At 59.1% G+C, this 26,042-nt stretch carries 22 protein-coding genes, 1 tRNA gene and 1 riboswitch; of the genes, 14 read left to right on the top strand and 9 right to left on the bottom strand.

The window, feature by feature from the left end:
* The first annotated feature begins 2 nt into the window (after positions 1 to 2).
* The 10 genes from hisD (at position 3) to ABF757_RS01845 (ending at position 11,743) form a co-directional block, all read left to right on the top strand.
* The gene (gene hisD, locus ABF757_RS01800) at positions 3 to 1,316 is read left to right on the top strand and encodes a histidinol dehydrogenase (RefSeq protein ID WP_415480689.1); all 1,314 of its coding nucleotides are present in this window, start codon (positions 3 to 5) and stop codon (positions 1,314 to 1,316) included.
* A 101-nt stretch (positions 1,317 to 1,417) separates the two neighbouring features.
* Entirely contained in the window at positions 1,418 to 1,636 is a 219-nt protein-coding gene (infA, locus tag ABF757_RS01805; protein WP_025860133.1) for a translation initiation factor IF-1, read from the top strand.
* 49 nt (positions 1,637 to 1,685) lie between these two features.
* Entirely contained in the window at positions 1,686 to 2,297 is a 612-nt protein-coding gene (locus tag ABF757_RS01810; protein ID WP_415480690.1) for a Maf family protein, read from the top strand.
* Positions 2,298 to 2,332: 35 nt separating this feature from the next.
* Entirely contained in the window at positions 2,333 to 3,403 is a 1,071-nt protein-coding gene (locus tag ABF757_RS01815) for a ribonuclease E/G (protein WP_415480754.1), read from the top strand.
* The gene (yacG, locus tag ABF757_RS01820; RefSeq protein ID WP_415480691.1) at positions 3,400 to 3,603 is read left to right on the top strand and encodes a DNA gyrase inhibitor YacG; all 204 of its coding nucleotides are present in this window, start codon (positions 3,400 to 3,402) and stop codon (positions 3,601 to 3,603) included. The genes ABF757_RS01815 and yacG overlap by 4 nt, the downstream gene beginning before the upstream one ends.
* A 55-nt stretch (positions 3,604 to 3,658) precedes the next feature.
* Positions 3,659 to 3,734, top strand: a tRNA-Phe gene (locus ABF757_RS01825).
* Positions 3,735 to 3,988: 254 nt separating this feature from the next.
* Positions 3,989 to 6,187, top strand: coding sequence for a methyl-accepting chemotaxis protein (locus ABF757_RS01830; RefSeq protein ID WP_415480693.1), 2,199 nt, complete (start codon positions 3,989 to 3,991; stop codon positions 6,185 to 6,187).
* 144 nt (positions 6,188 to 6,331) lie between these two features.
* A complete protein-coding gene (locus tag ABF757_RS01835; RefSeq protein ID WP_415480755.1) occupies positions 6,332 to 7,642 on the top strand; it encodes an Nramp family divalent metal transporter in 1,311 nt (436 codons plus the stop codon).
* Positions 7,643 to 7,817: 175 nt separating this feature from the next.
* The gene (locus ABF757_RS01840) at positions 7,818 to 9,182 is read left to right on the top strand and encodes a GGDEF domain-containing protein (protein WP_415480694.1); all 1,365 of its coding nucleotides are present in this window, start codon (positions 7,818 to 7,820) and stop codon (positions 9,180 to 9,182) included.
* A 60-nt stretch (positions 9,183 to 9,242) separates the two neighbouring features.
* Positions 9,243 to 9,444: riboswitch (cobalamin riboswitch) on the top strand.
* 121 nt (positions 9,445 to 9,565) lie between these two features.
* Positions 9,566 to 11,743 carry a TonB-dependent receptor gene (locus tag ABF757_RS01845; protein WP_415480695.1) on the top strand — a complete coding sequence of 726 codons (2,178 nt, stop codon included), beginning with the start codon at positions 9,566 to 9,568 and terminating at the stop codon, positions 11,741 to 11,743.
* Positions 11,744 to 11,837: 94 nt separating this feature from the next.
* Here ABF757_RS01845 and ABF757_RS01850 read toward each other — a convergent pair whose 3' ends face one another.
* The 3 genes from ABF757_RS01850 to flgF all read right to left on the bottom strand — a co-directional run bounded on the left by ABF757_RS01850 (position 11,838) and on the right by flgF (position 15,432).
* Positions 11,838 to 12,920: a flagellin gene (locus ABF757_RS01850; protein ID WP_415480696.1), complete on the bottom strand. Its 1,083-nt coding sequence runs from the start codon at positions 12,918 to 12,920 to the stop codon at positions 11,838 to 11,840.
* Between the two features lie 21 nt (positions 12,921 to 12,941).
* Positions 12,942 to 14,522 (bottom strand): flagellar hook-associated protein FlgK, encoded by a 1,581-nt coding sequence (flgK, locus tag ABF757_RS01855; protein WP_415480697.1) that lies wholly within the window; start codon positions 14,520 to 14,522, stop codon positions 12,942 to 12,944.
* A gap of 160 nt (positions 14,523 to 14,682) precedes the next feature.
* On the bottom strand, positions 14,683 to 15,432 hold the full coding sequence (gene flgF / locus ABF757_RS01860) for a flagellar basal-body rod protein FlgF (RefSeq protein WP_025860138.1): 750 nt from the start codon (positions 15,430 to 15,432) through the stop codon (positions 14,683 to 14,685).
* A gap of 333 nt (positions 15,433 to 15,765) precedes the next feature.
* On the opposite strand from flgF, the gene flgG reads away from it, so the two are divergent.
* The 3 genes from flgG to flgH are packed head-to-tail and all read left to right on the top strand — an operon-like array spanning position 15,766 to position 18,332.
* Positions 15,766 to 16,554, top strand: coding sequence for a flagellar basal-body rod protein FlgG (gene flgG, locus ABF757_RS01865; protein WP_035370459.1), 789 nt, complete (start codon positions 15,766 to 15,768; stop codon positions 16,552 to 16,554).
* Positions 16,555 to 16,558: 4 nt separating this feature from the next.
* Complete coding sequence (flgA, locus tag ABF757_RS01870) at positions 16,559 to 17,557, top strand: flagellar basal body P-ring formation chaperone FlgA (protein ID WP_415480698.1); 999 nt, start codon at positions 16,559 to 16,561, stop codon at positions 17,555 to 17,557.
* A gap of 52 nt (positions 17,558 to 17,609) precedes the next feature.
* Positions 17,610 to 18,332: a flagellar basal body L-ring protein FlgH gene (gene flgH / locus ABF757_RS01875; protein ID WP_408735022.1), complete on the top strand. Its 723-nt coding sequence runs from the start codon at positions 17,610 to 17,612 to the stop codon at positions 18,330 to 18,332.
* A 74-nt stretch (positions 18,333 to 18,406) separates the two neighbouring features.
* On the opposite strand, the gene ABF757_RS01880 is transcribed toward flgH, so the two are convergent.
* The 4 genes from ABF757_RS01880 to ABF757_RS01895 all read right to left on the bottom strand — a co-directional run bounded on the left by ABF757_RS01880 (position 18,407) and on the right by ABF757_RS01895 (position 21,503).
* Positions 18,407 to 19,987, bottom strand: coding sequence for a tetratricopeptide repeat protein (locus ABF757_RS01880; RefSeq protein ID WP_415480699.1), 1,581 nt, complete (start codon positions 19,985 to 19,987; stop codon positions 18,407 to 18,409).
* A gap of 62 nt (positions 19,988 to 20,049) precedes the next feature.
* Entirely contained in the window at positions 20,050 to 20,547 is a 498-nt protein-coding gene (locus ABF757_RS01885) for a chemotaxis protein CheW (RefSeq protein WP_415480700.1), read from the bottom strand.
* A 124-nt stretch (positions 20,548 to 20,671) separates the two neighbouring features.
* A complete protein-coding gene (gene flgC, locus ABF757_RS01890; protein ID WP_025860142.1) occupies positions 20,672 to 21,079 on the bottom strand; it encodes a flagellar basal body rod protein FlgC in 408 nt (135 codons plus the stop codon).
* Positions 21,080 to 21,089: 10 nt separating this feature from the next.
* Positions 21,090 to 21,503, bottom strand: coding sequence for a flagellar basal body rod protein FlgB (locus tag ABF757_RS01895; protein ID WP_051542881.1), 414 nt, complete (start codon positions 21,501 to 21,503; stop codon positions 21,090 to 21,092).
* Positions 21,504 to 21,688: 185 nt separating this feature from the next.
* Between ABF757_RS01895 and ABF757_RS01900 the strand changes: the two genes are divergently transcribed.
* Positions 21,689 to 22,498, top strand: coding sequence for a prepilin peptidase (locus ABF757_RS01900; protein ID WP_415480701.1), 810 nt, complete (start codon positions 21,689 to 21,691; stop codon positions 22,496 to 22,498).
* A gap of 18 nt (positions 22,499 to 22,516) precedes the next feature.
* Here the strand turns inward: ABF757_RS01900 and ABF757_RS01905 are convergent, their stop codons facing one another.
* A complete protein-coding gene (locus ABF757_RS01905) occupies positions 22,517 to 24,994 on the bottom strand; it encodes a tetratricopeptide repeat protein (RefSeq protein WP_415480702.1) in 2,478 nt (825 codons plus the stop codon).
* A gap of 308 nt (positions 24,995 to 25,302) precedes the next feature.
* Complete coding sequence (locus ABF757_RS01910) at positions 25,303 to 25,551, bottom strand: hypothetical protein (RefSeq protein WP_025860148.1); 249 nt, start codon at positions 25,549 to 25,551, stop codon at positions 25,303 to 25,305.
* Between the last annotated feature and the right edge of the window lie 491 nt (positions 25,552 to 26,042).

The following is a 26,042-nucleotide window of genomic DNA, read 5'->3' on the forward strand; positions in this document are numbered from 1 at the left end:
GCATGAAACGGCTTGATACGCGTGACGCTGATTTTGAACCCGCCTTTGCCAGCCTGCTGAGCGGGCGCGAGGAAGGCCAGCAGGAAGTTGCAGGCCCTGTTGCCGATATTCTCGCGCATGTGCGTCGCGAGGGGGATGCCGCCCTGTGCACCCTGACCGAGCGTTTTGACCGGCTGGCCGTAACGCCGGAAAAGCTGGCCTTCACTCCCGAGGAAATTGAGTCGGCCCGTGCACAGGTCGCCCCGGCCCTGCTCGATGCGCTGGAACTGGCCGCCGCCCGGATTGAAGCCTTCCACCGCGCCCAGATGCCGCAGGACCTGCGCTATACCGATGATGCAGGCATGACGCTGGGCCTGCGCTGGATTCCGCTCGATGCAGCAGGGCTGTATGTGCCCGGCGGCAAGGCTGCCTATCCGTCATCCGTGCTGATGAACGCCATTCCCGCACGGGTGGCCGGGGTCAAGCGGCTGGCCATGTGCGTGCCTACCCCCGATGGCACTATCAACCCGCTGGTGCTGGCCGCAGCCCATAGCGCTGGCGTAACCGAAATCTACCGCGTGGGCGGTGCGCAGGCCGTAGCCGCCATGGCCTATGGCACCGATACGATCCGTCCGGTGGACCGGATTGTCGGCCCCGGCAACGCCTATGTGGCCGAAGCCAAGCGGCAGGTGTTTGGCCATGTAGGGATCGACAGCATTGCGGGCCCCTCCGATGTGGTGGTGATTGCCGATTCGGGCTCTGATCCGCGCGTGATAGCGCTTGATCTGCTCGCACAGGCCGAGCATGACGAACTGGCACAGGCAACGCTCATCACCCCCGATACCGCTTTTGCCGATGCCGTAACTCAGGCCGTAGAAGCCGAATTGCAGGTGCTGACACGCCGGGCTATCGCTGGGGCAAGCTGGCGCGATAACGGAGCCGTGCTGATCGCCCGCGACCTGCACGAAGCCGTGGAACTGGCCAACCGTCTGGCCCCCGAACATCTGGAACTGATGGTGGACGACCCCGAGGCCCTGCTGCCGCTGGTACGCCATGCGGGCGCGGTTTTCCTTGGGCGTTTCTGCCCTGAGGCCGTTGGCGACTATGTAGGCGGGCCCAACCATGTGCTGCCCACCTCGCGCACGGCGCGCTTTGCTTCGGGGCTGGCGGTGTTCGACTTCATGAAGCGCACCACCTTCCTGTCCGGCGGGCCCGATGCCCTCCGCCGCATTGGCCCCGCTGCCGTGGCGCTGGCCGATGCCGAAGGCCTGCAGGCCCATGCGCTGAGTGTGTCTGCCCGGCTGGATGCGCTAGCGCACGACACGCCCAACACCTGACATTACGGCAGCGGCAACACAGCTAATGCTTGACCCCGCTGCCCCCCTCCACCATACCTGCTCACCAAACCTCACTCAGTCCCGAACAAACGAAGGATGCAATGTCTAAAGAAGACATGATCGAATTCAGCGGCACAGTCACCGAACTGCTGCCTAACGCCATGTTCCGCGTCAAACTCGACAACGAACATGTCATTCTGGCCCATACCAGCGGCAAAATGCGCAAGAACCGTATTCGCGTTCTGGCAGGGGACAGGGTGAATGTTGAAATGACCCCCTACGACCTGACCAAAGGCCGTATCACCTTCCGCTTCAAGTAACATCGTGCCAGCCTCCAGCCCGGACACCGCCGCGGCCGCATTCGCCTGTATGGACAAGACGGGGCAGCGCCCCCTGCTGGTTCTGGCCTCTGCCTCTCCCCGTCGGGTCGAACTGCTGAGCCAGATCGGACTGACGCCGGATCGCATCTGCCCGGCGGATATTGACGAAACACCCCACCGCGCAGAACTGCCCCGCCAGTACGCCCGACGCATGGCGGATGAAAAAGCCCGTGCCGTTGCCGTGCAGATAGACGAACCCGCCCTGATTCTAGCTGCGGATACCGTTGTAACGCTGGGCAGGCGTATTCTCCCAAAAGCCGAAAGCCGGGATATTGCGCGCTCCTGTCTGGATCTGCTGTCCGGTAGGCGACACATGGTGCTGACAGCCGTCAGCCTCATGCCCAGTGCGGCATGGACACAGGGCCGCCACGCAGAACGGCTGGTCGAAACCGCCGTTATTTTCTCGCGCCTGAGCACAGCCCAGCGTGATGCGCTGCTGGATAATGGTGACTGGCAGGGCAAGGCGGGCGGTTATGCCCTGCAAGGCGCGGCGGCAAGCCTAATCCGCTTTGTTTCGGGCAGCCCCTCCGGTGTTATCGGTTTACCCCTGTTCGAAACGGCCCAGCTCCTGCGCGGGCAGGCCGGGGGCTGGCTGGCGTGAGCCTTGTGCTGCATGTCGTCCATTATCCGGGCGAGATGCATCTTGCCGTGGCCGAACAGGGCGAACTGGTGGACTTTGCCCTATGGCGACCCGGTGCGCCCGATCATGTGGGCGATTATTTTCAGGCCCGGATTGAGGCGCTGGTACCCGGCATGGGCGGCGCTTTTGTCGATCTGGGGCTGGATACGGCGGGTTTCCTGCCTTTACCCAAAGACGCACCACCCCTGACACAGGGACAAGCCATAACCGTTGCCGTTACCCGTGCGGCACTGGGCGGCAAGGGTGTGCGTGTCAAGCTGGCCACCCCCGAGTGCGCCATCCCTCCTGCCGACAGCGCCCGTCAGGGCTCATCCCGCCTGATCGCAACTGGCCCGACACCACTTGAGCGGCTTGCCGCCCTGTGGCCACATGCCAGTATTGTCGTGGATAGCCCGGCCGCGGCAGCCCTTGTGCCTCCCGCCCTGCGTGACAGAAAGCAGCAGGGCTTTCATGCCCTGCCGGAAGACATTGCCGCTGCCTGCTCTGAGCTGGAAGAGACGGATGTGGACTTGCCCGGTGGCCTGTCCGCAACAATCACCCCCACCCCGGCTCTGATCGCCATTGATATGGACGCCCCTCCCACACAGGGAGTGCTGCCTAAACAGACCGCACAATACGCCGCCAACAAGGCCGCTCTGCCAGCGCTCATGCGCCAGATCAGGCTGCGCAACCTTTCCGGCGCCCTTGTTATTGACCCTGCGGGACTGGCCATTCGCAAACGTCAGGCCCTGCTCCCCCCCGTGCAGGAAGCGCTGCAGGCTGATCCGCTGCGTCCGCGCTGCCTTGGCGTGACGGCCCTCGGGCTGATTGAAATCCTGCGCCCCAGAGTTCTGCCCTCGCTGCCGGAACTGCTCAACAGCCCCCATGGCCGTGCCCTTGCGGCCCTGCGCCATATTGTTACCCACGCCCCCGGCACAACATCCCTGCTGGTGGGCAGCCGTATCCTGCATGCACTGGAACAGGACCCGCAGGCGGTGGCAGACTGCACACGCGCCATCGGCCATGGGCTGAACGTGGTGCTCACCCCCTCCCTGCCTGACCTGCACTGGAGTCTTGCACAGCCATGACGGACAGCCCCCGCCCTGCAAAACAGCCCGCCTGCCCTATCTGCGGCCAGCCTGCGGCCCAGGCTACCCGGCCTTTCTGCTCGCGCCGCTGCGCCGATGTAGATCTGGGCCGGTGGTTTTCAGGCGCGTACCGCATACCCGGCCAACCCGGCACGGAAGACGAAAAAGACGATGACCCTGAAATAAATCAGGAAAGATGACTTGATCTCCCCCCCATGCTGGGATAAATGCTCTCTCACGCCGCAAGGCTGCGGTGCCCAAGTAGCTCAGTTGGTAGAGCATGCGACTGAAAATCGCAGTGTCACTGGTTCGATCCCGGTCTTGGGCACCATTTTTTCTTCCTAAAAAAATTAAAGCCTGAACACAGAGTAACGCTGCTGCACAAGCGCGTTTTCAACCCTGTGACATCACCCGATGCGTGGTGTTGGCAACATTCTCCCCAGAAGGTTAACAACCACGGCTTTTTTGTGGCGCGCGCCTCTCCCAACGCGCCGCCAGCTCAGCTAAAATAGTCTCTACGGCTGCCCGCACGCCCCGTTGTAGCGGCCTGTTTTGATTTGATACGGTCGCTGGGAAAACATATTCATGAAATTTGGGGCTTCACTCGGCATAAGAACACGCCTGTTCCTGGCAATTGGCGTCATGTGCCTGTTTTCCACCTCGGTGGTCATGCTGATCGGCGTGAAAGAAATGTCCTCCTCGGAACTGGAGGGGTCGCGCCAGCTTTTTGTTGAAACCCTTGCCTCCAACGCGGATACGATCGCCCAGTCCATCGGCGGCGTGACACAGGAAACCGCCATGCTGGCGGCATCTGTTTCCGGGCTGATCTCCACCCATACGATTGACCGCGATGCTCTGGGTGACATGGTAGCCCATGCGCTTGAAATGAAACGCGCCAATGTGATGGGTCATACGCTTGCGTTCGAACCCAATGCGCTGGATGGGCACGACGCCAGTTTTGTTTCGCACAAATATTCCGATTCTACCGGGCGCTTCGTCCCCTATTTCTTTTTCAAGCCCGATGGCTCCACCGGTGTAGACAAGCTGATCATGACGCCGGAAGCCGGAACCGGCTCATGGTACGATGAGCCCCTGCATGAAAACAAAACCGTTGTAACCGCACCGTATCTCTACCCAGTCAACGGCGTGAATGTTCTGATGACCACCATCAGCGTGCCGGTGCGCCGTGCGGGCAAGGCTATTGGCATGGTCACGACCGACCTGCAGCTCACCGCACTCAACTCCGCCATTGCCAGCCTCAAGCCGCTTGGCACTGGTAATGTCGGGCTGATCGGCACTGGCAATATCTGGGTGGCCAACAGCAACGCAGCCCTTGTGGGCAAACCGGTCGATGCGGAAACAGCCGCCTTTGTCGCAGGCAAGGAAAGCAGCGGACGCTTTATCTCTGGGGCGAACGGGGCCGAATGGTTTGAAGCCGCCCGCTTCATTTCCATTCCTGACACCGATGCAAAATGGGTCGTTATCGGCATGGTGCCGCGTGCAACGCTGGTGCAGAAAGCGGCTGTAACCCGCAACCGCATGATGCTGGGGGCCATTCTGTCCTTTGCGCTGACCATGGCGTGCATCTGGTTCCAGGCCCACAGCCTGAGCAAGCCTATCCGCCAGATGACCCGGCGCATGCGCGGGCTGGCCGATGGCGATACCCAATCTCCGGTTGAAGGCCTCGATCGTGGTGACGAAATCGGGGATATGGCAAAGGCCGTAGAAGTGTTCCGCGATAACGCACAGGAACGCCTGCGCCTTGAGGCCGATATCAAAGCATCGCAGGCCCAGCAGGAGCAGGAACGTCTCACCCGTGAGCGCAAGGCTGCCAAGGACGCCGCGGATATCAAGTTCGCCGTGGACAGTCTGGCCTCGGCTCTGGCCCGGCTGGCCGATGGCGATGTGTCCTACCAGATACACGATACTTTCGTGAGCGGTCTGGACGATGTCCGCAACGACTTCAACAACTCCACGGAGCAGTTGCAGGCCACACTGCGCGAGGTTGCAACCAATGCGCGCAGCATTGCCGTGGGGAGTGATGAAATCAAGGCAGCGGTAGACGATCTGGCCCGCCGGACCGAGCAGCAGGCCGCCAATACGGAAGAAACGGCCGCTGCTCTGGAGCAGATCACCACTACGGTCAAAAACTCCACCAACCGCGCGCTGGAAGCCGGGGAGCGGATCAGGCTGGCCCATTCCAGTGCCGAAAAATCTCGCCAGAACATGATCCGCACCGTGGATGCCATGCGCGAGATCGAGAAATCCTCAACAGAAATCTCGAACATCATCACGGTCATCAACGAAATCGCGTTCCAGACCAACATCCTTGCCCTCAATGCTGGAATTGAGGCGGCACGCGCGGGCGATGCAGGGTTGGGCTTTGCCGTGGTGGCACAGGAAGTGCGTGATCTGGCACAGCGCTCGGCAGATGCCGCCAAGGGTATCCGCACGATTATCAGCACCTCCATCCAGCAGATCGGCAACGGGGTGCAGCTTGTCGGCAGTTCCAATCAGGAACTCGACAGCATTGTGGCCGACGTGCAGGAAATCAACCAGCACATGGCCTCTATTGTTCAGGCTTCGGAAGAACAGTCCACCAGCCTGCAGCAGATCAACATCGCCATGGGGCAGGTTGATCAGGACACCCAGAAAAACGTGGCCATGGCGGAAGAAATTACCGCTACCACGCACACTCTGGCCTCTGGCGGGGCGGCACTCATCCGCATGCTGGAACGTTTCACGCTCGATAACGACACCAGCGCATACCGCGCGCTGCGCTAAACGCCTCTCCCTGCCAGTCTGCTCAAAGGACTGGCAGGGATAAAATACAGGGGCGTGCAGGGACACGCCCCAGCCCAAGGAGAGCTTTCGCCCATGCCGGAGCAACAGTCTTCTCCACTCCCTGAGCAGATACCGGACAGCCTGATGGACTCAGCACACACACCCGCCCGTAGCCTGTCCGGGGTGTTTGCCAGTGTCAGCGTTCCCGGCAATGACGTGCACTGGCTCAGGCGTTTTCTGGCCTATTCCGGGCCGGGCTACATGGTATCGGTGGGTTATATGGACCCCGGCAACTGGGCTACCGACCTGCAGGGAGGCGCACAGTTCGGCTATACGCTGCTTTCCGTTATCGTCCTGTCCAGTCTGATGGCCGTTGTATTGCAGGTTCTGGCAGCCCGGCTTGGCATAGCCACGGGGCTGGATCTGGCGCAGGCATGCCGGGCTTTTCTGCCCCCCGCACTAACATTACCGCTCTGGGCAGCCTGCGAACTGGCCATTATCGCCTGCGATCTGGCTGAGGTAATCGGCACCGCCATTGCCCTGCAGCTTCTGTTCGGCCTGCCGTTGATTCTCGGCAGTATCCTGTCCGTGCTGGATGCCCTGCTGGTGCTCCTGCTCATGAACCGGGGCTTTCGCTATCTGGAAGCGTTCATCATGGCGCTGCTGGGCACTATTGCGCTCTGTTTTGTCGTGCAGGTTATTGCTGCGGCACCGCCTGCCGCAGCCCTGCTGCGCGGATTGGCCCCATCGCCCCAGATCATCCGCGATCCGGCCATGCTGTATGTGGCCATCAGCATTATCGGGGCTACGGTCATGCCTCATAATCTCTACCTGCACTCCTCTATTGTGCAGACACGTGCCTATGAGCGCACCACCGCCGGGCGGCGGGAAGCCATGCGCTGGGCTTCATGGGATAGCGGGGTCGCGCTGACACTGGCCTTTTTTGTTAACGCGGCCATTCTGGTTGTTGCAGCGGCCTTCCACACCACCGGCCACCAGCAGGTGACGGAGATAGATGAAGCCTATCGCCTTATCTCACCCGTATTAGGGCTGGGGGTTGCCTCAACCCTGTTCGGTCTGGCGCTACTTGCTGCGGGGGTAAACTCCACCGTAACCGGCACGCTGGCGGGGCAGATCATCATGGAAGGGTTTCTGAGCCTGCGCCTGCCCGCATGGGGCCGCCGCCTGCTCACTCGCGGTCTGGCTATTATTCCTGTGCTCATCATCGCGTGGCTGTATGGCGCGCAAGGGGTTAACCGGCTGCTGCTGGCCAGTCAGGTCATTTTGTCGCTGCAACTGCCCTTTGCCATTATTCCTCTGGTTTTGTTTGTTTCAAGCCGCACGGTCATGAAGGAGTTTGTCATCTCCCGACCCATGGCTATTCTGGCATGGATGATTACGGCTGTGATTGTCGTGCTGAATATCCGCCTGCTGGTGGATACATTCATGAGCTGAAACGGCCTTAACGAACAGCCTTAGCCGGCGGGGTATATGGGCCTGCCCCGCGGCTACAAAGCGGTTGCGTTTGCCAAATAAAACTGTTAGCCGCGCGCAGGTGTCAATTTATTACACAGATCATAACGTCTGAGCTCATAACAAACACACTCTAGATTTGACAAAGGGAACAGCCGTGTTTTTCGACAGTCATTTCAATATGTTACCTGTTGAAAAACAATGGGAATACATTATCGCCCGAACACCGGCCTTCATTCGTTCTGGCCTGCGCGATATTGTACAAGAACATGGCCGTTCATGCGTACAGAGCTTTTATGCTGCCCTGATTGAACACCCTGATGCAGCAGTATTTCTTGAAAAGGACATGATTGAAAAACGCCTGAGCGGAAGTCTTCAGGCATGGCTGGAACGTCTTTTTCCCGCACAGGAAGACGATGTACCGGAACTGATCGCCCTGCAGCAGCGAGTGGGGGAAATCCACGCCCGGCTTGAAATATCACCGGGGCTGGTTTCCTACGCGTTCTTTTTTATCAAGGTCAGCCTTGATTCCTTTATCGAGAAAAAATTCGACACTGAAAAAAACCAGATACAAGCGATCCTGTACTGTCAGTACATGATTGATTTCGCCATGAAATACATGAACATGGCCTATAATTCCGATTTCAGGAAAAAAATAGAACAGGATCAGTCGTTCAGAATGCTCTCTCTGGGGCAGGATCTCAATTTCGAGAAAGAAACCCAGAAAACGACTTTCTTTGACTGGAGCACACAAGCCCTCTTCTGCCTGTGCGAGCAGCGCCCGGAAAACCTCCAGACCATTGGAGAATCCCAGTTCGGTTTATGGATGAGCCATAAAGGACATGGGCTGTTCAAGGGCATGGAAGACTACAACCTGCTCCAGTCCATGATCGAAAAAATAGACCAGCGTATTGATGACATTCGTAAAAACCGCGAAATACCACCCGGCTTCGCGCTTGTTCTCAAAAACAACATTTACGACCTGACCCTTCTCACAAACCGTCTGTTTCAAGGCGTGGAAGCCCTGCAGAGCGGGCTGGATCCCCTGACAAAAGCCCTGACCCGGCGTTTCCTCGATGTCGTGCTGCAAAATGAAATCACCTTTTCGCTGACCAACGACAAGGAATTCAGCCTGATCCTGCTCGATATCGACCATTTCAAGCAGATCAACGATGAACACGGCCACCTGATCGGCGATGAAACCCTGAGGTTTATTGCTGAAATGCTGATCAACACCATCCGCAGCAACGATTTTGTTTTCCGTTATGGGGGCGAGGAATTCCTGATTGTTCTGACCGAGCGAGGCCGGAACGACGCCATGGCCTGTGCCGAGCGTATCCGCACCAATCTGGAACAATCGGTCATTACCACCTCAACAGGCAGTAAACTCCGCCTGACGGTTTCTGGAGGTGTGACAACCTTCAAGGGTGAAACCAAAATCAACACACTTGTCACGCAGGCTGACCGGGCACTGTACGAAGCCAAAGTAGCCGGGCGCAACCGTATCGTGGCTTTTGCGTAACCCGAACACCTTCGTATAACGCCCCACTGCGACATGTTGTTGACATTCCACTGCTGAAACTTATCTTCCTGCCCGTCTGGTTCCTTGGAAGAAAACCTGTTTTCTCCCAAGGCTAAGAGGGAAGCCGGTGCAAATCCGGTGCTGTCCCCGCAACTGTAAGCGTAGAGCAGAGGCCATGAACCACTGAAGCCGCAAGCTTCGGGAAGGGGCCTTGATGCGATGACACGCAAGCCAGGAGACCTGCCAGGCAAGACAGCAACCACCGGCGGGGTGACCGGGAAGGAGCGCATGGCGCCTGCCCGGTCTTGTCTTCTGCCCCTGCCGGGCATGTGCAAGCGTACCTGCCCTTTTTACCCCTGCCTTATTTCAGGCAGGTTTTTTTCATGTGTTCAACATTCAGGCTTTTCTTGCCTGCGCCGCATCGCCCCGCTCGTTCGGTTCTTTACGGTCTGGCTGCCCTTGGGCTGTTCAGCGAGGTCACGCAGGCCGCAACCGCACCCAGCTCGCAGGACACGACAACACCCCACCCCAAGGCTGAACAACCCCCCAAGACAGAGCGGATCGTAGTAACCGCATCGCGCCGCAACCTCACCGGGCGTGCCGCAACCGCCAGCGAAGGCTCCATTACCGGCACGGAACTACGGCTGCGCCCTGCCTACCGCATAGGCCAGATTCTTGAAGCTGTGCCGGGCCTTGTCGTGACATCCCATTCTGGCGAGGGCAAAGCCAACCAGTTTCTGCTGCGCGGCTTCAACCTCGATCACGGCACCGATCTGGCCAGTTTTGTAGATGACATGCCCATAAACGGGGTCAGCAACGCGCATGGTCAGGGCTATACGGACCTGAATTTTCTCATTCCCGAAACACTCAGCGGCGTCGATTATACCAAAGGACCTTTCCACGCGAATATTGGCGATTTCGGGGTCGCGGGGTCAGACCATATGAAGCTGGCCTCGGAGATCCCGCGTGAAATCACGCTCAGTGCCGGCACTCTGGGCGACTACCGGGCCTATGCAGGTGGCACGGTGCATATGGCCAATGGCGACAGATGGGTAAATGCAGGCAATATCTCCCACGCCGATGGCCCATGGCGTTACCCGGATAATGCCCGCGCCATCCGCGCCATGAGCCGCTACACCCATGGTTCAGACCGCAAGGGCTTTGATATTACGGGCATGTTTTACCGTGGCCAGTGGCGCGCCACCAACGATCAGCCTCTCGAAGCCATACAGAACGGCATGATAGACCGCTTTGGCTCGCTCGACCCGACCGATGGCGGTTTTTCAGAACGCTACAGCCTGTCCGCACACCAGCATATGAGCGGAGAAAACTGGAACTGGGTCAACAGCGCCTTTGTCGTTCATGATCGCCTGACCCTGTGGAACAACTTTACCCACTACCTTGATGACCCCGTGCATGGCGACCAGCAGGCGCAGGACGAAACCCGCACCACCCTTGGCGGCAGCAGCGCCTATACCCGCCATGACAGGCTAGCGCAGTTTCTGAGCGACACCACCGTGGGCGTACAAGGCCGTTACGATTTCCTGTATGTTGACCGCCGCCATACCGAACAACGCCGGACCCTGCCTGACTGCTCTTCAAGCGTGGGGCATTATGTGTGCAATGCGGACAATATTTCCCTTGGGGCTGTGGGCCTGTACATCCAAAACACCCTGCACTGGACCTCATGGTTCCGCACCGTTATCGGCCTGCGGGAAGATTATCAGGGTGGTGTGGACAATAATCTGGTCGATGGCAGCGCAACCCATGCAAGCCAATGGCTGTTCCAGCCCAAAGGCAGTCTGATCTTTGGGCCTTGGAAAAAATCGGAACTCTATCTGAGCGCGGGCAAGGGGTATCATTCAAACGACTTCCGCTCGGTTTCCGGTTCTTACTCAGTCGATAAATTCGCCGCCGGTTCCGTTTCCGTGCCACTGATGACAGAAGCCATCAGCGGAGAAGTCGGGATCAGAAGCACGCCCCTATCTCACCTGAACGTGCAGGTAGCGGCCTTTATCATCGATTTCGCCTCTGAACTCAGTTACGATGGCGATGCAGGGGTAACCTCTCCCGGCCCGGCCAGCCGGCGGCAGGGTGTCGAATTTTCCGCCCAGTACAACCCCCTACCCTGGATCGAACTCAACACGGACCTGTCCTTCGCCAAGGCCCGCTACCGCACAAACGACCCGCAGGCTTACGGCATTGACGGCGTGTATGTCAGCAACGCGCCGGACTTTGTCTGGTCCTTTGGCCTGCTCGTAGATACACATAAACACTGGTATGGCGGGTTGCAGGTGCGCTGGCTGGGAGGCTACGCCCTTATCGAGGACAACTCCCTGCGTTCACCCGGCTACAAGGAAGTCAACATCAATGCCGGGTACCGCTTTACACCCCGCCTGAAGCTGGAACTCAGTATTTTCAACCTGACCAACAGCCACGCTTTTGCAGCCCAATATGCGTATGACTATCGCCTGACCCCGACCTCCGCCGTCTCGACGGGGGCCACCGGCCATGCGCTTGAACCCACATCGGCAAGGCTTGCGATTACCGCGGGCTTCTGAAAAGAAAAACGCCCTGCCCGGTTTTTCCGGACAGGGCGTATAGTCGTGCGCACACCGCACGCCAGCAAAGTGGCCGTGCGAGCAGAAAACAGTCTTAGAGGTAGCTTGCCAGCGACATGTTCTTCATGTCCGCCACAAGGGTAAAGGAAGCCTCAAGCTGGGTTTTCAGCGTGGTCGTAGCCGTAATGGCGGAAGCGGCATCCGCGTCACGCGCATCGGAAAGCTGGGTCTTCAGCATCGTGGTGACGCTGGTCAGCATGGTGGAGCGTGTTGTCAGCGCGCTTTGCTGCACGCCCACCTGCGCTTCCATATCGGTCAACTGCCCGACAGTCGTGTTCAGCGACGTGTTAAGCTTCGTCACCAGATCGGTATAGCCGGGGGTTTCAGACGACATCCCACCCATAGAGGCGACAACCATGAGATCGCTCATCAGGTCGCGGATGGGAGAACCCGTAGAGGTTGAGGAGGCTGAAGAGGTGGTGGAGCTTTGCGTTGCCACCAGCCCGACCTTGGAACTGGTCGTGCTCATGACCACCGATGCCTGAAGAGACGCCGCCGTGGTGGCGGAAACCGACAGGTTGGACGAGAAAACCGAGGTCCCGGCCGTGTTGCTGCTGGCAGCCGTTGTGGCCGCAGCCAACACCGAATCAACATTGGAATCGGTCAGACCGCTCACAGCCGAGGCAATCGTGGTTGCCATGGTGCTGCTACCGATATTGCTAGCATCTGTCACCGGGGCTTCCGTCCCGTCCTGCCCGGCAAAGATGTAGGTAGAGCCACTCTGCGTGTTCAGCGCGGTCCCCAGTTCCGACAGCAGGCCTTTGGCCTGTTCCACCACGGTTGCAACGGCCGTAGCGGAACTTGTGCCCGTAACACTTGTCAGACTGGTGGAGAGTGTCTGCGCCAGACTCACGATCTGCTTCATCGTGGTGTCGGTAATGGACAGGTTTGTCTGCGTATTGGTGATGTTGGTCTGCCAGGACGCAACCTGCGTAATCTTGGGGTTCAGGCTGATGGCCGTCTGCCGGGAATCGCCCACGCCCGCATAGGTTTCCGCCAGCGTGCCAGCAGAAGTCTGCCAGCTATTCTGCTGCTGCTGCAGGGTGATGTTGTCGATGGCCGCATTGAGAATGATGGATGCGCCGTCACCACCGTACTGACCGATTGTCGTGCTCATGCTCTTCTCTCCTGCCCGGCCTTAGCTGATCGCACTCATCAGCGCTTCAAACATCGTCTGAACCGTGCTGATGATTTTTGCATTGGCGGTGAAGGAATTCTGCAAGGTCACCACCTTGGCCATTTCATTATTCACGTTCACCCCGGACACATTGGCCACCTGTGCGGAAAGGGTTGTCTGCACATAAGTAGCGGAGGTGAGGTTGCTGCTCGCATCCGAAATGGTCGCACCCTGATTGGAGGTCAGGGTTGTTGCAAGGGCAACGAGGCCCTGCGAGCCGGTATAACCGGTGGACTGGCTGCCATCCGGGCCAAGGCCGCTGGTCGGCGCGGCAAGGGAGCCCGAAACATAGGTCGAAGATGTGCCAAAGGCATCGCTCAGCACTGTGGTGGCCAGCGTGGTGTCACCATCCGTCGCCAGAGAGGACGGGTCATCCGTGTAGGTGGTGCTGACGCTAAGCTGCGAAGACAGGCCAACCAGCCCGGTCGGGGCATCCTTGGTGGCCTGTGTCGGGTCGGTGGTGGTGACCGTGCCGGAGGCATTGGTGGTGGAGGCTGCCGTGCCGTTCGTGAACAGTGCCATGCCCGCGCTGGAGAAGCGGTTCATCAGCGTATAGGAGAACGAATCGAGCTGCGCCTGCATCTGCGGGTAGGTCTGATCACGCAGGGTGATGTTGGCCCCCAGCGTGCCCCCGGTCAGGTGCGAGGTAATATCCTTGCCGTTGAGCGTAATAGCGGGCACGCCACCAGAGGTGGTGATACCATCCGCCGTAACCCCGGTTGCGGAATAATACATGGACGAGGTCAGCGTGGTGTCTTCAGTCGTCAGCGGCCATGTGCTGCTGGGCAGAGTTACCGAGCTGTCATCAAGCCCGGTCTGATCCGGGCGGGTCGGGAGCTGCGTGCCATCATCCGTGGTCACGATCATGTCGCCATTCGACTTCTCGGTGTAGGAAACCGACACCTCGGAGGACAGGCTGGACATGATGCCAAGACGCTGGTTTTCGAGGGCGGAGGTATCGCCACCAACGATCTTCAGCTTGACGATCTGCTGTGAAATTTCACCGATCTGGGTCAGGTCGGTGTTGATGGTGGAAACCGAGGCGCTGATATTGTCCTGCGTGGCCTGACGCTGCTGCGTGTAGGTGGAGGCCAGCGTGTGGATTGTATCGACCAGCGAGTTGGCATCCGAAATCACGGTAGACTGCGCGGCACTCGACTGCGGGGTGGAAGTGAGTGAGGTCAGCGCGGTCTGAACATTGCCAAGCTCATCGGCCAGCGTGGCAGTGCTGCCAGAATCGGCAGAGGTAGACCCCTGCACGGACGAGACCGCAGCCAGCGAGTTGCTCGTAGCCGTATAGGCGGCCACCTTGGCATTCTGGGTATACAGCGAGGATTGCAGGGCCGTGTTGATGTTCAGCTGCGTGTTGCCCACACGCACACCGTTACCTTGCCCGGACACAACACTGGAATACAGCGTGGCGGTTTCGCTCACGTAACCCGATGTGCTGGAATTGGCGACGTTGTTGGACGTTATGGCGTATTCGCTCGAAATCGCGTTCAGACCACTGGTGGCGATTGATAACGACGATATCAGATCCATACGCTCATTCCCCGCGTGTATGCCGTTTGCCTGCCGAACCTGCCTGCCACACACATGAGCGGGCTGATACCATCAGACGTTTGTATGAAAATCGGTAGTCGGAAATAGTTTCAAAAAGGTTACCCGAGCAGGCTTTCACCCGCCTCAGCCCATGACAACATCAGGACGAAGAGGAAGGATCAGCCGTAATCTTGTCTATGGCGGTCTGCTGCCGGGTGGATTCGGTCTGGATCAACTGAAAGGTCAGGTCGTAATCGCGCTGGATTTCCACCATGCGGGTTGTTTCACCCACGGCGTTGACATTGCTGCTTTCCAGCATGCCCTGACGGATTTCCTTGCGTGCAACTTCATGCGTCTGGGTCGTGGGTTTGAGCAGATAGGCCCCTTCAGGCGTCAGGGTATTGACGTTATCCACCGTTACCAGACCGATGGTGCCGATTGCGCCATTCTGGGTGGAAATGGTCCCATCCGAGGAAACAGAGAGAATATCATCCTCCAGCCGGATAACCAGATTCTGGTTCTGCCTGTCCAGCACGGGGTTACCTGAACCATCCACAATGGTGCCGTCCATACGACGGCTGAACTGGCCGTTGCGCGTCAGACGAATACCCTGCGTGGTGCGAACGGCAAAATACCCTTCACCATTAATGGCGAAATCGGTCTGGTTGCCCGTGGTCCGCATCTGCCCCTGAAGGTGATCCTGATACGTTGCCTGATCCTGCGTGTAGGCTTCTTCCTTGCCACCCGCGACAGTATTGGCCTCTTTCTGCTTCACCACATATTGCGAAAAAAGCTCACGGCTGGCCTTGAAGCCATCCGTGCTGGCATTGGCGAGGTTGTTGGCCGTCACATCCAGCGCGCGTGTCAGCGTATCGATACGAGACAATGCAATATAGGTTGTGTTGTCCATGGGAACCCAGCCTCACGCACCAGAAATATTATGGAGTAGCGGCCCGCTCTCGCCCGTTCACTGAAGCAGACCTGTTCTGCCTTACATATATCGAATCACGGACACGGGAGCAATATGAACACGCCCCCCTCGGGTTCGGGTGGACAGCCACATCATTAAACCCTCATGTCAGCCGCAAATAGAGCTTGCCATGGCTGGCCCATAGCCTTACCTGTAGGCTAGAACAGGATATGACGCAGGATTGATCCCGCGATGTGTCCGTATACCGAAGACCCCATCCGTTAAAATATGGGGTGGCCGCACACCAAGGCACACCCGGAGGACTGTCATCCCATGATGCGTTCCCTTGACATCGCCGGCACGGGCATGCAGGCCCAGACGACGAACGTCGATACCATCGCGAACAACATCGCCAACATGACCACCACCGGCTATAAACGTCGGCGTGCGGAATTTCAGGATCTGATCTATCAGGACCTGCGCCGCGCGGGCACCATGAGTTCCGATACGGGCGATCTTGTTCCCGCTGGTGCGCAGCTGGGCCTTGGTGTCCGTACGGCTGGTATTTATCGCATTAACGAACAGGGCACGCTGGACCAGACAGGCAACTCGCTTGATATGGCCATCGAAGGCCGTGGCTACTTCCGTGTAACGCTACCTTCGGGCGAATATGCCTACACCCGTGACGGCACCTTCTCCCTTTCGCAGGACGGCACCATCGTCAGTGCGGACGGCTACCCGCTTTCGCCCAATATCTCGCTGCCGAACAACGCCGAGAACATCACGGTGGATCAGAGCGGGCAGGTGCAGTACACGATTTCGGGCCAGACAACGGCTCAGGTAGCCGGGCAGATTCAGCTCGCCACCTTCCAGAACGAAAACGGTCTGGCCGCCATGGGGCAGAACCTGTTCACGGAAACAACCTCCTCGGGCACGGCAAACCTCGGCACCCCTCAGAGCGTGGGCTACGGCTCGCTCCGTCAGGGGTTCGTTGAAGAATCGTCGGTCAACGTTGTGACGGAAATCACCAACCTGATCAGCGCGCAGCGTGCCTATGAAATGAACAGCAAGGTCATCACAGCGGCTGACCAAATGCTCCAGACGCTGACAGGCCTGAAATAAGGTCATGAATGTGAGGGCGGTCATCGGGCTACTGGTCGCGGCGGGGTGCATGGCGTATTCCATCCCTGCCGCCAAAGCCGCCACCCTCAAGACCACCTCCATTATTACCGCTGGCACCGTCCGTCTTTCAGACCTGTTTGCCGATCTGGAACCGGGGCAGGATCGGGTGCTTGGCCCGGCTCCAGCGCCGGGCTCCAGCATTCAGGTTGGTGGTGGACAGCTTCTGGCCATTGCCGACCAGTATGGTGTGGACTGGCTCGACCAGTCCGCCAGCGCTCAGGTCACCATCACCCGTGCCGGGCGTATGCTGGACAAGGATTATTTCATCAATCTTGTCCGCCAGAACCTGCCTGATACCGGGGGTGGCCCGGTTTCGGTCGATCTGATCGACTTTCACCCCATTGCCGTCCCGCCGGATGACCCAAAGCCCGTCACCCTGTCGGATCTCAACTGGGACCCCCGCAGCGGGCGCTTTACAGCCACCATCTACCGCACGCAGACCACCGGTGATTCCACGCAGGATTCCTACCTGCTGGCTGGCACCGTCCATGCCGCCCGCCGCGTTCTGGTCTTTTCCCACGCCCTGCAGCCCGGCAGTGTTGTATCCATGGCCGATGTCAGCATGAACGACGCCTATACCGGCCGCGCGCAGGACCGCACCTACACAGATGAAGCCGATATAGACGGTATGACCCTGACCCACGCCGTCATGGCGGGAGACGCCGTGCAGGAACGCGACCTGCACCGCACGGTCGTTGTCCATAAGGGCGATCCGGTGCTGATTGTTTTTACCGCACCGGGCCTGCACCTGACTGCCAGCGGCAGGGCAATAGAAGATGGCGGTGTGGGGCAATATGTGCGCGTGCTTAATCTTGCCAGCAACATGATTATCACGGGGCGACCCAATAATGCTTCTGAAGTCATTGTCGAGGCCGGTTCCAGCGGCATGCCTTCAGACGCCGCGACCCTGCGCCGCCTGACCACTTCATCTCGTGGCGGCTAAGGAGCGGATGTTTCTGTCCGGTAACACATCAATGCGCTGGAGTTTTAGTTTGATGAAAAACCGCCTGCCGGGTGCATTCCTCATCGGCCTGATGGGGCTGTCAGGCTGTTCGGGTCTGGCCGACTTGAGCGAAATGGGCCACCCCCCGCGCATGACCCGGACATCAGACCCGACGCAGGCGCCGGAATACCGCCCCGTTACCATGCCCATGCCGCCGCTCCAACCGCCACCGACAGAGGTAGGCAGCCTGTGGCGCCCCGGCAGCCGCGCCTTTTTCAAAGATCAGCGCGCGTCTCAGGTGGGCGATCTGATCAAGATCAGCGTTGTAATTGCGGATAATGCCGCCGTTACCAACAACACATCGGCCTCGGGCAGTGGCTCGGAAAACTTCGGTATTCCCAGCCTGTTCGGCTTCCAAGGTAAGGCGCTGTCCAGCTCTTCCGCTCTGGATACCAGCAGTTCCAGTGCCAATACCGCCACCGGTACCATCAGCCGCAATGAAACGGTTACCCTGGCACTGGCAGGCACCATTACGCAGGTATTGCCCAACGGCAATTTTGTCGTGGTGGCCCGGCAGGAAGTCCGCGTAAACGGGGAACTGCGTCAGTTGATGGTCAGTGGTGTTGTGAGGCCGCAGGACATTACCGAAGACAATACCGTTACCCATGACCGGATTGCCGAAGCCCGTATCTCCTACGGTGGGCGTGGTCAGTTGAGCAAACTGCAGACCCCGCGTTACGGCCAGCAGGTGCTGGACAGCATACTGCCCTTCTGAGCCAGTTCTCCTGCCCTCATTCCCTCCATATAGCGGGGGTAATGAGGGAGAGCATGTGCCGCCTTACAGCCTGATCAGGGGTGAAACTGCGTTGCCTGTCTGAGAGCGGCTGCCACTTCATCAATCATCGGTGCGAAAGAGCGCTCTTTCGCACGGAAAAGACGCATGCTCGGATACCATGCTGTTGTCTCTCCGCTATCGAGCCAGCGCCAGCAGGCATCCTGTCGGCTCATGACCCAGACAGGGCAGGCCAGCCCTGCGGCAAGGTGAGCGGGCGAGGAATCAACGGTAATCAGCAGGTCGAGATTTTTCACAAGGGCTGCTGTATCGTCCATCGAGCGAACCTGATCCATGGGGTCAATCAGTGCGTAACCGCACTGGGCAATTTCCTCGCGCTTTTTCCCATATTGCAGGCTGATAAATGTTGCATCGGGCCGGGCTTCGATAATGGGGGCCATGGCCCGCAGCGTGGTGGAGCGACGGTCGTCCATGGCGGTGCCCCGGGCACTCTGACGGCACTCCCCAGCCCAGACCAGCCCGATACGCGGCCGCCCTGCTGGCAGGCGCGCATCCCATGCTGCAACAGCCGCTGCATCCGCCACCAGATACGGCATAACAGGCGACAGCACACTGGCCTCGCACCGGTCAGCCCGCAGCACATAAGGCAGGTTCATGATCAAATCGGCATAATCAAACCCGCCGCCAAACTGCGCGCGCAGGGCCATGCTGGCGATATCCACGACCGTAACGGTAGGGAAAGAGCGCGCAATCAACCGTTGCAGGGTCGCGGGCACGGCAAGCGTAACACGGGCACCTTTTTCCGCCAGCGCGGTTACAAAACGGACAAACTGCAACGTGTCACCCAGACCGTGGTCATGGTACAGCAGCACTGAACGGCCCTGCACATCGGTTTGCGGTGTCAGGGAGGGCAGTTTTTTAAACCATGCCTCCGCATGCAGGCCATCGGGTTTCTGGGCATGCAAAGCCCAGCCCCGACCCAGTTGCCCAGCTTTGAGCAGAGCACAGCCGTAAGAAGCCTGCATGCGCTTATTACCCGGCGCCATACGCAAGGCGGCCTCATAGTACGGCAAGGATTCCGTGGAACGGTTCAGATAGGTTAGCGCACAGCCCATGTTGCTAAGCAGAGCCGCAGATGTGCAGCGATCCGCAATGGCCCCAGCCAGTACCTGCCTGGCTTCTTCCAGAAGCCCCGCCTGAAGCAGAGCTGCTGAGAGATGCTCCATCAGCGAAACACGCTGGGCAGGATAGCGCGACAGCAGCGCTCCGAAACGCTCGCTCCCTTCAGCCAACTGACCCGCGCAGATCAGCGTATAAGCGTAGGTTTGCTGGGCTTGCACGTTATCTGGCACATGGCTCAATGCCTCTCGCAGGAGCGTGAGCGCCGTATCATACCGCACAGTATGGTGGGCAATGAGCATGGCGGCGGTAATGGTCAGGGCAATATTGCCCGGCCGCCGCGCAAGCTGGTCGAGAATAAGCCCGACGGCCTCTGCCTCGCGCCCTTCAAGAAACAGGCTTTTGACACGCGCGGGAATAAGCCCCGCAGCCCTGATCAGATCGGTATCAGTAATGGAGGCCGGGCGCGCCTGCCCCCCCATGGAAGAAACAGTATCGTTAAGGGGGGCATTACTCATTGTTCACTCTGCCTGAAAACAGGCCCATGCTTCAAAAAAGGCGTGCGCCATCTCTGCCCAGCCTAGTGGCTGAGCATATTGGCCGTCACGTTGGGCAGTTCGATACCCGCGCCAAATGCGGGCAGGTCCAGCAGGCCGATAATATCATCACCGATAATAGCCAGACCACGCAGCACCTTGCAGCTTTCGCGTCCACCCGCGGCAGGAACAGGCTGGAGTTCCACACCCTGCATGGAAACGATGTCGCACACCCTGTCCACCAGCAGCCCAACCCGCACCGAACCCAGATCCACCAGAATAATGGATGTCTGGGCGGCTTTTTCCGCCCGCTCGGTTCTGTCCTTGAAAAAAATGCCCATATCGATAACCGAGAGCGCCGTGCCGCGCACGTTAATCACCCCGGCGATATAATGTGGAGCCGCAGGCAAAGGCCGGATTTCAGACCAGTTGCCTATTTCCACAACCGACAGCAGACCGATGCCATAAACCTGCCCACCAACCTGAAAGGTCAGGATTTGCGCGGGAGAATCCGTATTGCTCTTGTTTTCCGTAGAGGGCATGAAATCTGTCCATTCCTAAAAAACGGATAAAGCCACGGGCAGCGTCAGATCATACGCCAGAAAACCGGAAAACCACCCACGGGGCACACACCGCAGGCGACACCGCCCACGGCAGGCCGCCGTGTCATTTCATCAGGTTAATGGTGCGTGTCAACATGGAGCGCGTGATCTGCATGGTGTTGAGGTTGGCTTCGTAAGAATGCTGGGCCTCATGGGTATCCATGATCTCAACCATGCTGTTCACGTTGGGCATTTTAACATAGCCCTTGGCATCCGCCGCTGGGTGCGAGGGGTCGTAGCGCTGCTCGAACGGGGTCTGGTCCTGCCCTATTTCCTTTACCTTCACGCTTGAAACCCCGGTCTGCCGGTTCAGTTCCTCTTTGAAGGTAATGGTCTTGCGCCGGTAAGGGTCCGAACCATGGGTTGTTCCGGTCGTTTCCTTGTTGGCCAGATTTTCAGCCGCAACTCGCAGTCGAGACGACTGCGCGTTCATGCCAGCGGCGGAAACACCAATAGTATCGGAAAAATCCACGCTGCAGCCTTTACGCGTTTGTGCCCAGAACGGCCGAATACATGGCGATATAGGCCGTGTAGGCGGTTGTCACGAGGCGCTGCTGGTCGTTGGTGTCGGCCACCTTTTCCAGCTCGTCCTCCAGCCGCACTTCATTGCCATCGCGCGAGGTGCCAACACCGCTGCGGTTGGTCCGTGCGGTTTCGTTACGCCCTGCCATATGGCCCGGTTCGGTCTGGGCCAATGTCATGGCCATCTGGTTTTCCAGAACACCTACGAAGGGTGAGACATCCTTGGCCACATAACCCGGCGTATTGGCGTTGGCGACATTGCCAGCCAGCACCGATTCACGGGCCTGAAGCCAGTTCAGCCTGCGCTCGGCCAGACCAAGCACGTCAGTACCATGATGGGCCGACATCGCCTGCGATGACATTGCTTCAAGCATGCGAGGGGCATTTCCTTGCTGTTTGACACCGTATCAGGACATATGGCCTTAACCATATCGTGATACCGCTAGTGTCTGAATACCGCGCCCCGTGCTCCAAGGCCACTTTTTTCTCCCTTTTGGGGGAAATTCATCTGCCCTGTGGTACGAGGACACAAAGCCGCAAAAGGTAGTCATTCACGATCATGGTTCGCCTCCGCACGCCCAAGCCCGATATTAACGATATTCTGCTGTCCATCTCGGTTACGGCCATCATTGTGCTGTGGAGCCTGCTTGTCAGGAATGATCAGGCATCGCTCGGCGGGCTGCTTGTGGCGATCTGGTTCCCGCTTTCGATCATAACCTTCCGCTTTCTGCTGCGCCGCCTGCCCCTGCTTGGCGGCATACGCGCCTACCCGACAGAGAAAACGCTGGCATGGAAGCGGCTTGTCACGGCGGGCTGCCTGCTTGTGGCCTCGTTCTCCATCATTTTTCTCGCGCGCCTGTCACCTCCCGCTGCTTTGGGCAATATCATTGCCCTCAACTTCGCCTGCCTTGCGGCCCTGCTCGACCGCACCGAGCGCTGGCTCCCGCCTGCCCTGCTCGTGCCCATGCTGCTGGCCGGACTTCTGGCAGGCATCCTGCGCGACACGCCAGCACAAGCCATTCTGGGGGCCGCCATTGCGTGGGGAAGCGTCACCCTTGTTCTCATTTTTCTTTCTGCGCTGTTCAGGCGCAATGCCCTGTCTGGAGGAGAAGGCATCATGGCGGCAGCCTGCGGCGCATGGGCAGAACTGCGCGGCGTGGAGGTTTTTCTGCTCGCAAGCCTAGTACTGCATTGTGCAACATATCTGCTAACACGCCGCTTCAGCACTTCAGCGGCCTGGCCACCTTACCTTGACCGACAGATTTCCCTGCGCGGCACCCCCATGGGGCCATCGCTCGCGCTGGGGCTAGCGATAACGCTGCTGGCCGAGGCTATCCTACCCGGCACCCTGAGAGTTTTCCCTCAGTAAACCACAAGCAAGGCTGTTTTACTGCCCTGCTTCCGTTCCCGCCGTTGTCAGGGCTGCATCGACCGGCTTGGTCAGCAACTGGAACAGGCGCGCATTGTCGCCATCCATCCTGTCACCCACAAGGGCAGCAACCCAATCGAGCATCGCCCGATCGCCCGCCTGCGAAGCATCGGACGCCAGACGCAGCGCCAGCGACTGCATATCGGCATCCAGCGGGCCTTTTTGGGGGATTTCCGTCCCTGCAAGCTGGCGGACATCCTGCACCGCTGCCGGCCATTCGCCCCGTCCTTCATGAATACGCGCGCTAATATCGAGCGAAACCGGCGATGTATCGCCATCCAGCAGGGCCAGCGCCTTGTTCTGGTCGCCCGTTGCCAGCGCAATCCGCGCCATAATCCGCTGCCGCGCCGCCCGTGAGGCATCGGGCAGACCAGCACTGTCAGTTACGGTCAGGGCCTTAAGTGCATCCTGCGGGCGCTTGCGTTCCAGATTGGCATCGGCCAGCCCTTCGCCTGCCAGTGCTTTCAGGTCCGGCGTGGCCAACATGGGCACGGCAGAAGAGAAAATATCCGCCGCTTCATCCGGCAGGCCGAGCTTGAGCAGCATTTTGCCATAAGCCACCATCACCTCGCCCTTACGCGGGCCATCCGGCAGGATCGGCAGATGCGCCTTGATAAGAGCCGCATCATGCAGCAGCGTCGCCTTGTCTGTTGCCCCGCCACTTTCCTGCGCGATCCCTGCCAGAGCCTGCATCAGAATCGACGGGATCAGCTTGTCTCCCGCATCTCCGGTACCAGCCTGTACGGTGTCGATGGAGTCCAGCGCGTCTGTCCAGTCATGAGCACGCATATAGGCATCAGCCTGCTGCAAGCGCGCCTGCACCTCGCGCCCGGCCAGGCGGGCATCAGGCATAAGGGTATTATACTGCTCAGCCGCGGCATCGGGTGCCGTCTTGCCTGAAGCGAGGTTCATGGAAATGCGCTGCTCCAGCGCCTTTTCCGCAACAATCGGATCCCTATCATCCGCCAGCTTGGCGAAAAGCCCATAGGCCTGCTCACGCTGCCCCGAGCGCAGTTTACGGAAGGCATCCACCAGTTGGTAAGGCGAACCTGCAGGCAGTTTTTCCAGCGCCTCTACATCGGCCTGCGTACCGTAACGGGCAATTTCTTCCGCCACGCCCGGCAGCAACATGTCACGCAGTGGGGCGGGATAATTCTTCAGCCGCTCCACATCCATGGCGAGCAGGTGCGCCGCTTCGGCCTCATGCCCCCCTACAGCCGCCAGATAAAGCCCGCGCCAGAGCTGAACCGCGCGTTTCTGGCCATCCGGCCACGGCCCCTCCAGCAGGGACGCGCCTTCCTTGTTACCCGCCAGCAGTTCGGATGCCGCCAGCAGAAAACGCACACCGGGGCGTTCCGCCTCTTCGGGATCATCTTCCAGCGCTACAGTCAGGATACCACGGGCCTCGGTGGCACTCCCTGCGCTGAACGCGGCCTTGGCTTCTTCAAGACGCTTTTCAAAACGCTGGGCCGGGTCAGAATCGGCCGCAGCCAGAAAGGCGTCATGCAAACGCTCCCGCAGCTTTTCAGGCGGCAGGCTCTGCAAACCGAGCCATTTCAGATCCACATCGCTGGCATAAACCGCAACGCCCTGATCAGGAAAGGCCTTGCCCTCTATGCTCAGCAGAGGACCATCCGGCGTTGCACGCATGCTGATTTCGGGCGACTGAGCCGCGACCACGACACCTTCCGTGGTGGGCCAGACCTCATAGCCCTTACCCACCCTGAGAGAGAGGATACCGCCATCATCCATGGTGGATGTGCCCACAAACAGGCGCGAACCCGAAGCCGGGTCGGTAATGGACAGCACGCGGCCCGGCTTGCGCATGGGGTAGAGGATACCCCCATCACCGGGACGCGGGTTAATGACGCGGCGGTCGTCATAATCTGTAACCGGAGGCGGCTGATCGCCCAGCACCCAGCCTTCAGCCTGCTGGGACAGATAGAGTTTGCGCGTGTCTGGCAGTTGTACCTGAATGAGCGTGGCATCGGCCAGCGTACTAACTGTCAGGGATGAGAAAATACCATCGCCCCGCAAGGCGCTGGTATCCATTGGCCGCGCATTATCAACCACAATCAGGAAACGGTTAGCGCTCTGGAATGCAGCAATGCCCATATCCGATGGCACCGGAATAAGCACCCGGTTAGTGGATATGGCCGTCTGCCCGGTAGTGCTGCCATTCTGGCCATTAGCAGGTGCAGGGGCCTTGCCCGCTACAGCTCTCGCAGATTTATTGCCATTCTGGGGAACCTGTTGCGGTGGCGTGGGTTTATCCAGCACCACCGCGCGCCAAGATTCCGGCAACCCCTTGAGCAGCATGTCGCCAGAAAACGCATCGTTCGACTGGGAGTCACCACCCGCCGCCTGCCCGGCGGCAGGCTGTGCCGGGGGAGTAGGTGGGGGTGTCGGGGCTGGAGGAGGTGCCTTGGGGAGCACATGCCGTGCCCCATGGCGCACAACATGCTGGGGCGCAGCACTACCCGGCGGGGTTATAGATGAACAGGAAAGAAGCGCTGTAATAAAAACTGCGACTGAACGCCTTGCGCCTGGGGATATGCTGAAATGCACGTGTCTCTAATCCTGAAAGGGCGGTACCCCCACTGCCTGTTCAGCACGACCCCGCCCACTATATCCTAGCTCGGAACCATACGCCAAACGAGACAGGACAACCACCCCGCCACCCGGAATCAAGTAGCCGCCCTCGCCATAACCCCATGACACATGATGCACCATGGAGTGTAAATTCAGGCGAACAGGTCAACCGCGCTGGACATGGCGCTGTCTTTTTTCTGCGTATCGGAAGAAGGAATGATCTGCCCGGTCGAATCGAACTGGATGGAGGAGGTAGAACCATCCGCTCCGTGAGAGGCAATCTTTACGCCGATGCCACCAGTATGGCCGGGACGCGCGCTCTGATACGCGGCGCGGGATGCAGCCGTTGTCATTTCACGCAGGCTTGAAGCCAAAGCCGAGGCAGCAGTCGTGTCGCTCATGTTATCATTCCCTCAGGGTAAAAACCGGGTTGATGCCCGCCAGACTGTCCGCCCTTGCCTTACAGGAACACCGTATAAGACTGGCACATAAACTTCCAGTACCACGAAGATTCCTGCCAGACCAGCCGATATTCCTTGACCATGGGGGCATTATGGCCAAACAATTCTTAACCATTTTATGGAATGACTACCCCTAAGCCAAGGTGTTTTTTCTGCTTACCGCTCGGGCGCTGCCCTAGCAGAAGGCGCGAAAAGCCATGGCCTGACGACACGACCACCGCCACCTGCCCTATTCCGCGACAATGCCCTTTCTAAGCAGCTCCTTGGCTGCAAAAACGGGGCTGACTCTGAGTTTTCCGGCTGGCTGGACAAACGCATGACGAGTGATGGAAAGCGGAAATGCGGATACTTTGCATAGGTGACACTTCTGTTAAGGACGGGGACCGCCCCTGCAGCGGTCTGGCAAATGCCGCTATTGAAGGCGCTATTTC

It is taken from the genome of Acetobacter papayae (assembly GCF_047721125.1).
In the GTDB taxonomy this organism is placed as follows: Bacteria; Pseudomonadota; Alphaproteobacteria; order Acetobacterales; family Acetobacteraceae; genus Acetobacter; species Acetobacter papayae.

What these genes read in the sequence shown, in the direction of transcription:
- flgK (WP_415480697.1), bottom strand. Translation starts at nt 14,522, where the DNA reads ATGGATCTGATATCGTCGTTATCAATCGCCACCAGTGGTCTGAACGCG.
- ABF757_RS01810 (WP_415480690.1), top strand. Translation starts at nt 1,686, where the DNA reads ATGGACAAGACGGGGCAGCGCCCCCTGCTGGTTCTGGCCTCTGCCTCT.
- ABF757_RS01815 (WP_415480754.1), top strand. Translation starts at nt 2,333, where the DNA reads ATGCATCTTGCCGTGGCCGAACAGGGCGAACTGGTGGACTTTGCCCTA.
- ABF757_RS01885 (WP_415480700.1), bottom strand. Translation starts at nt 20,547, where the DNA reads ATGCCCTCTACGGAAAACAAGAGCAATACGGATTCTCCCGCGCAAATC.
- ABF757_RS01835 (WP_415480755.1), top strand. Translation starts at nt 6,332, where the DNA reads ATGGACTCAGCACACACACCCGCCCGTAGCCTGTCCGGGGTGTTTGCC.
- ABF757_RS01830 (WP_415480693.1), top strand. Translation starts at nt 3,989, where the DNA reads ATGAAATTTGGGGCTTCACTCGGCATAAGAACACGCCTGTTCCTGGCA.
- ABF757_RS01845 (WP_415480695.1), top strand. Translation starts at nt 9,566, where the DNA reads ATGTGTTCAACATTCAGGCTTTTCTTGCCTGCGCCGCATCGCCCCGCT.
- yacG (WP_415480691.1), top strand. Translation starts at nt 3,400, where the DNA reads ATGACGGACAGCCCCCGCCCTGCAAAACAGCCCGCCTGCCCTATCTGC.
- flgA (WP_415480698.1), top strand. Translation starts at nt 16,559, where the DNA reads ATGAATGTGAGGGCGGTCATCGGGCTACTGGTCGCGGCGGGGTGCATG.
- ABF757_RS01895 (WP_051542881.1), bottom strand. Translation starts at nt 21,503, where the DNA reads ATGCTTGAAGCAATGTCATCGCAGGCGATGTCGGCCCATCATGGTACT.
- flgH (WP_408735022.1), top strand. Translation starts at nt 17,610, where the DNA reads ATGAAAAACCGCCTGCCGGGTGCATTCCTCATCGGCCTGATGGGGCTG.
- hisD (WP_415480689.1), top strand. Translation starts at nt 3, where the DNA reads ATGAAACGGCTTGATACGCGTGACGCTGATTTTGAACCCGCCTTTGCC.
- ABF757_RS01910 (WP_025860148.1), bottom strand. Translation starts at nt 25,551, where the DNA reads ATGAGCGACACGACTGCTGCCTCGGCTTTGGCTTCAAGCCTGCGTGAA.
- infA (WP_025860133.1), top strand. Translation starts at nt 1,418, where the DNA reads ATGTCTAAAGAAGACATGATCGAATTCAGCGGCACAGTCACCGAACTG.
- flgF (WP_025860138.1), bottom strand. Translation starts at nt 15,432, where the DNA reads ATGGACAACACAACCTATATTGCATTGTCTCGTATCGATACGCTGACA.
- ABF757_RS01850 (WP_415480696.1), bottom strand. Translation starts at nt 12,920, where the DNA reads ATGAGCACGACAATCGGTCAGTACGGTGGTGACGGCGCATCCATCATT.
- ABF757_RS01880 (WP_415480699.1), bottom strand. Translation starts at nt 19,987, where the DNA reads ATGAGTAATGCCCCCCTTAACGATACTGTTTCTTCCATGGGGGGGCAG.
- ABF757_RS01900 (WP_415480701.1), top strand. Translation starts at nt 21,689, where the DNA reads ATGGTTCGCCTCCGCACGCCCAAGCCCGATATTAACGATATTCTGCTG.
- flgG (WP_035370459.1), top strand. Translation starts at nt 15,766, where the DNA reads ATGATGCGTTCCCTTGACATCGCCGGCACGGGCATGCAGGCCCAGACG.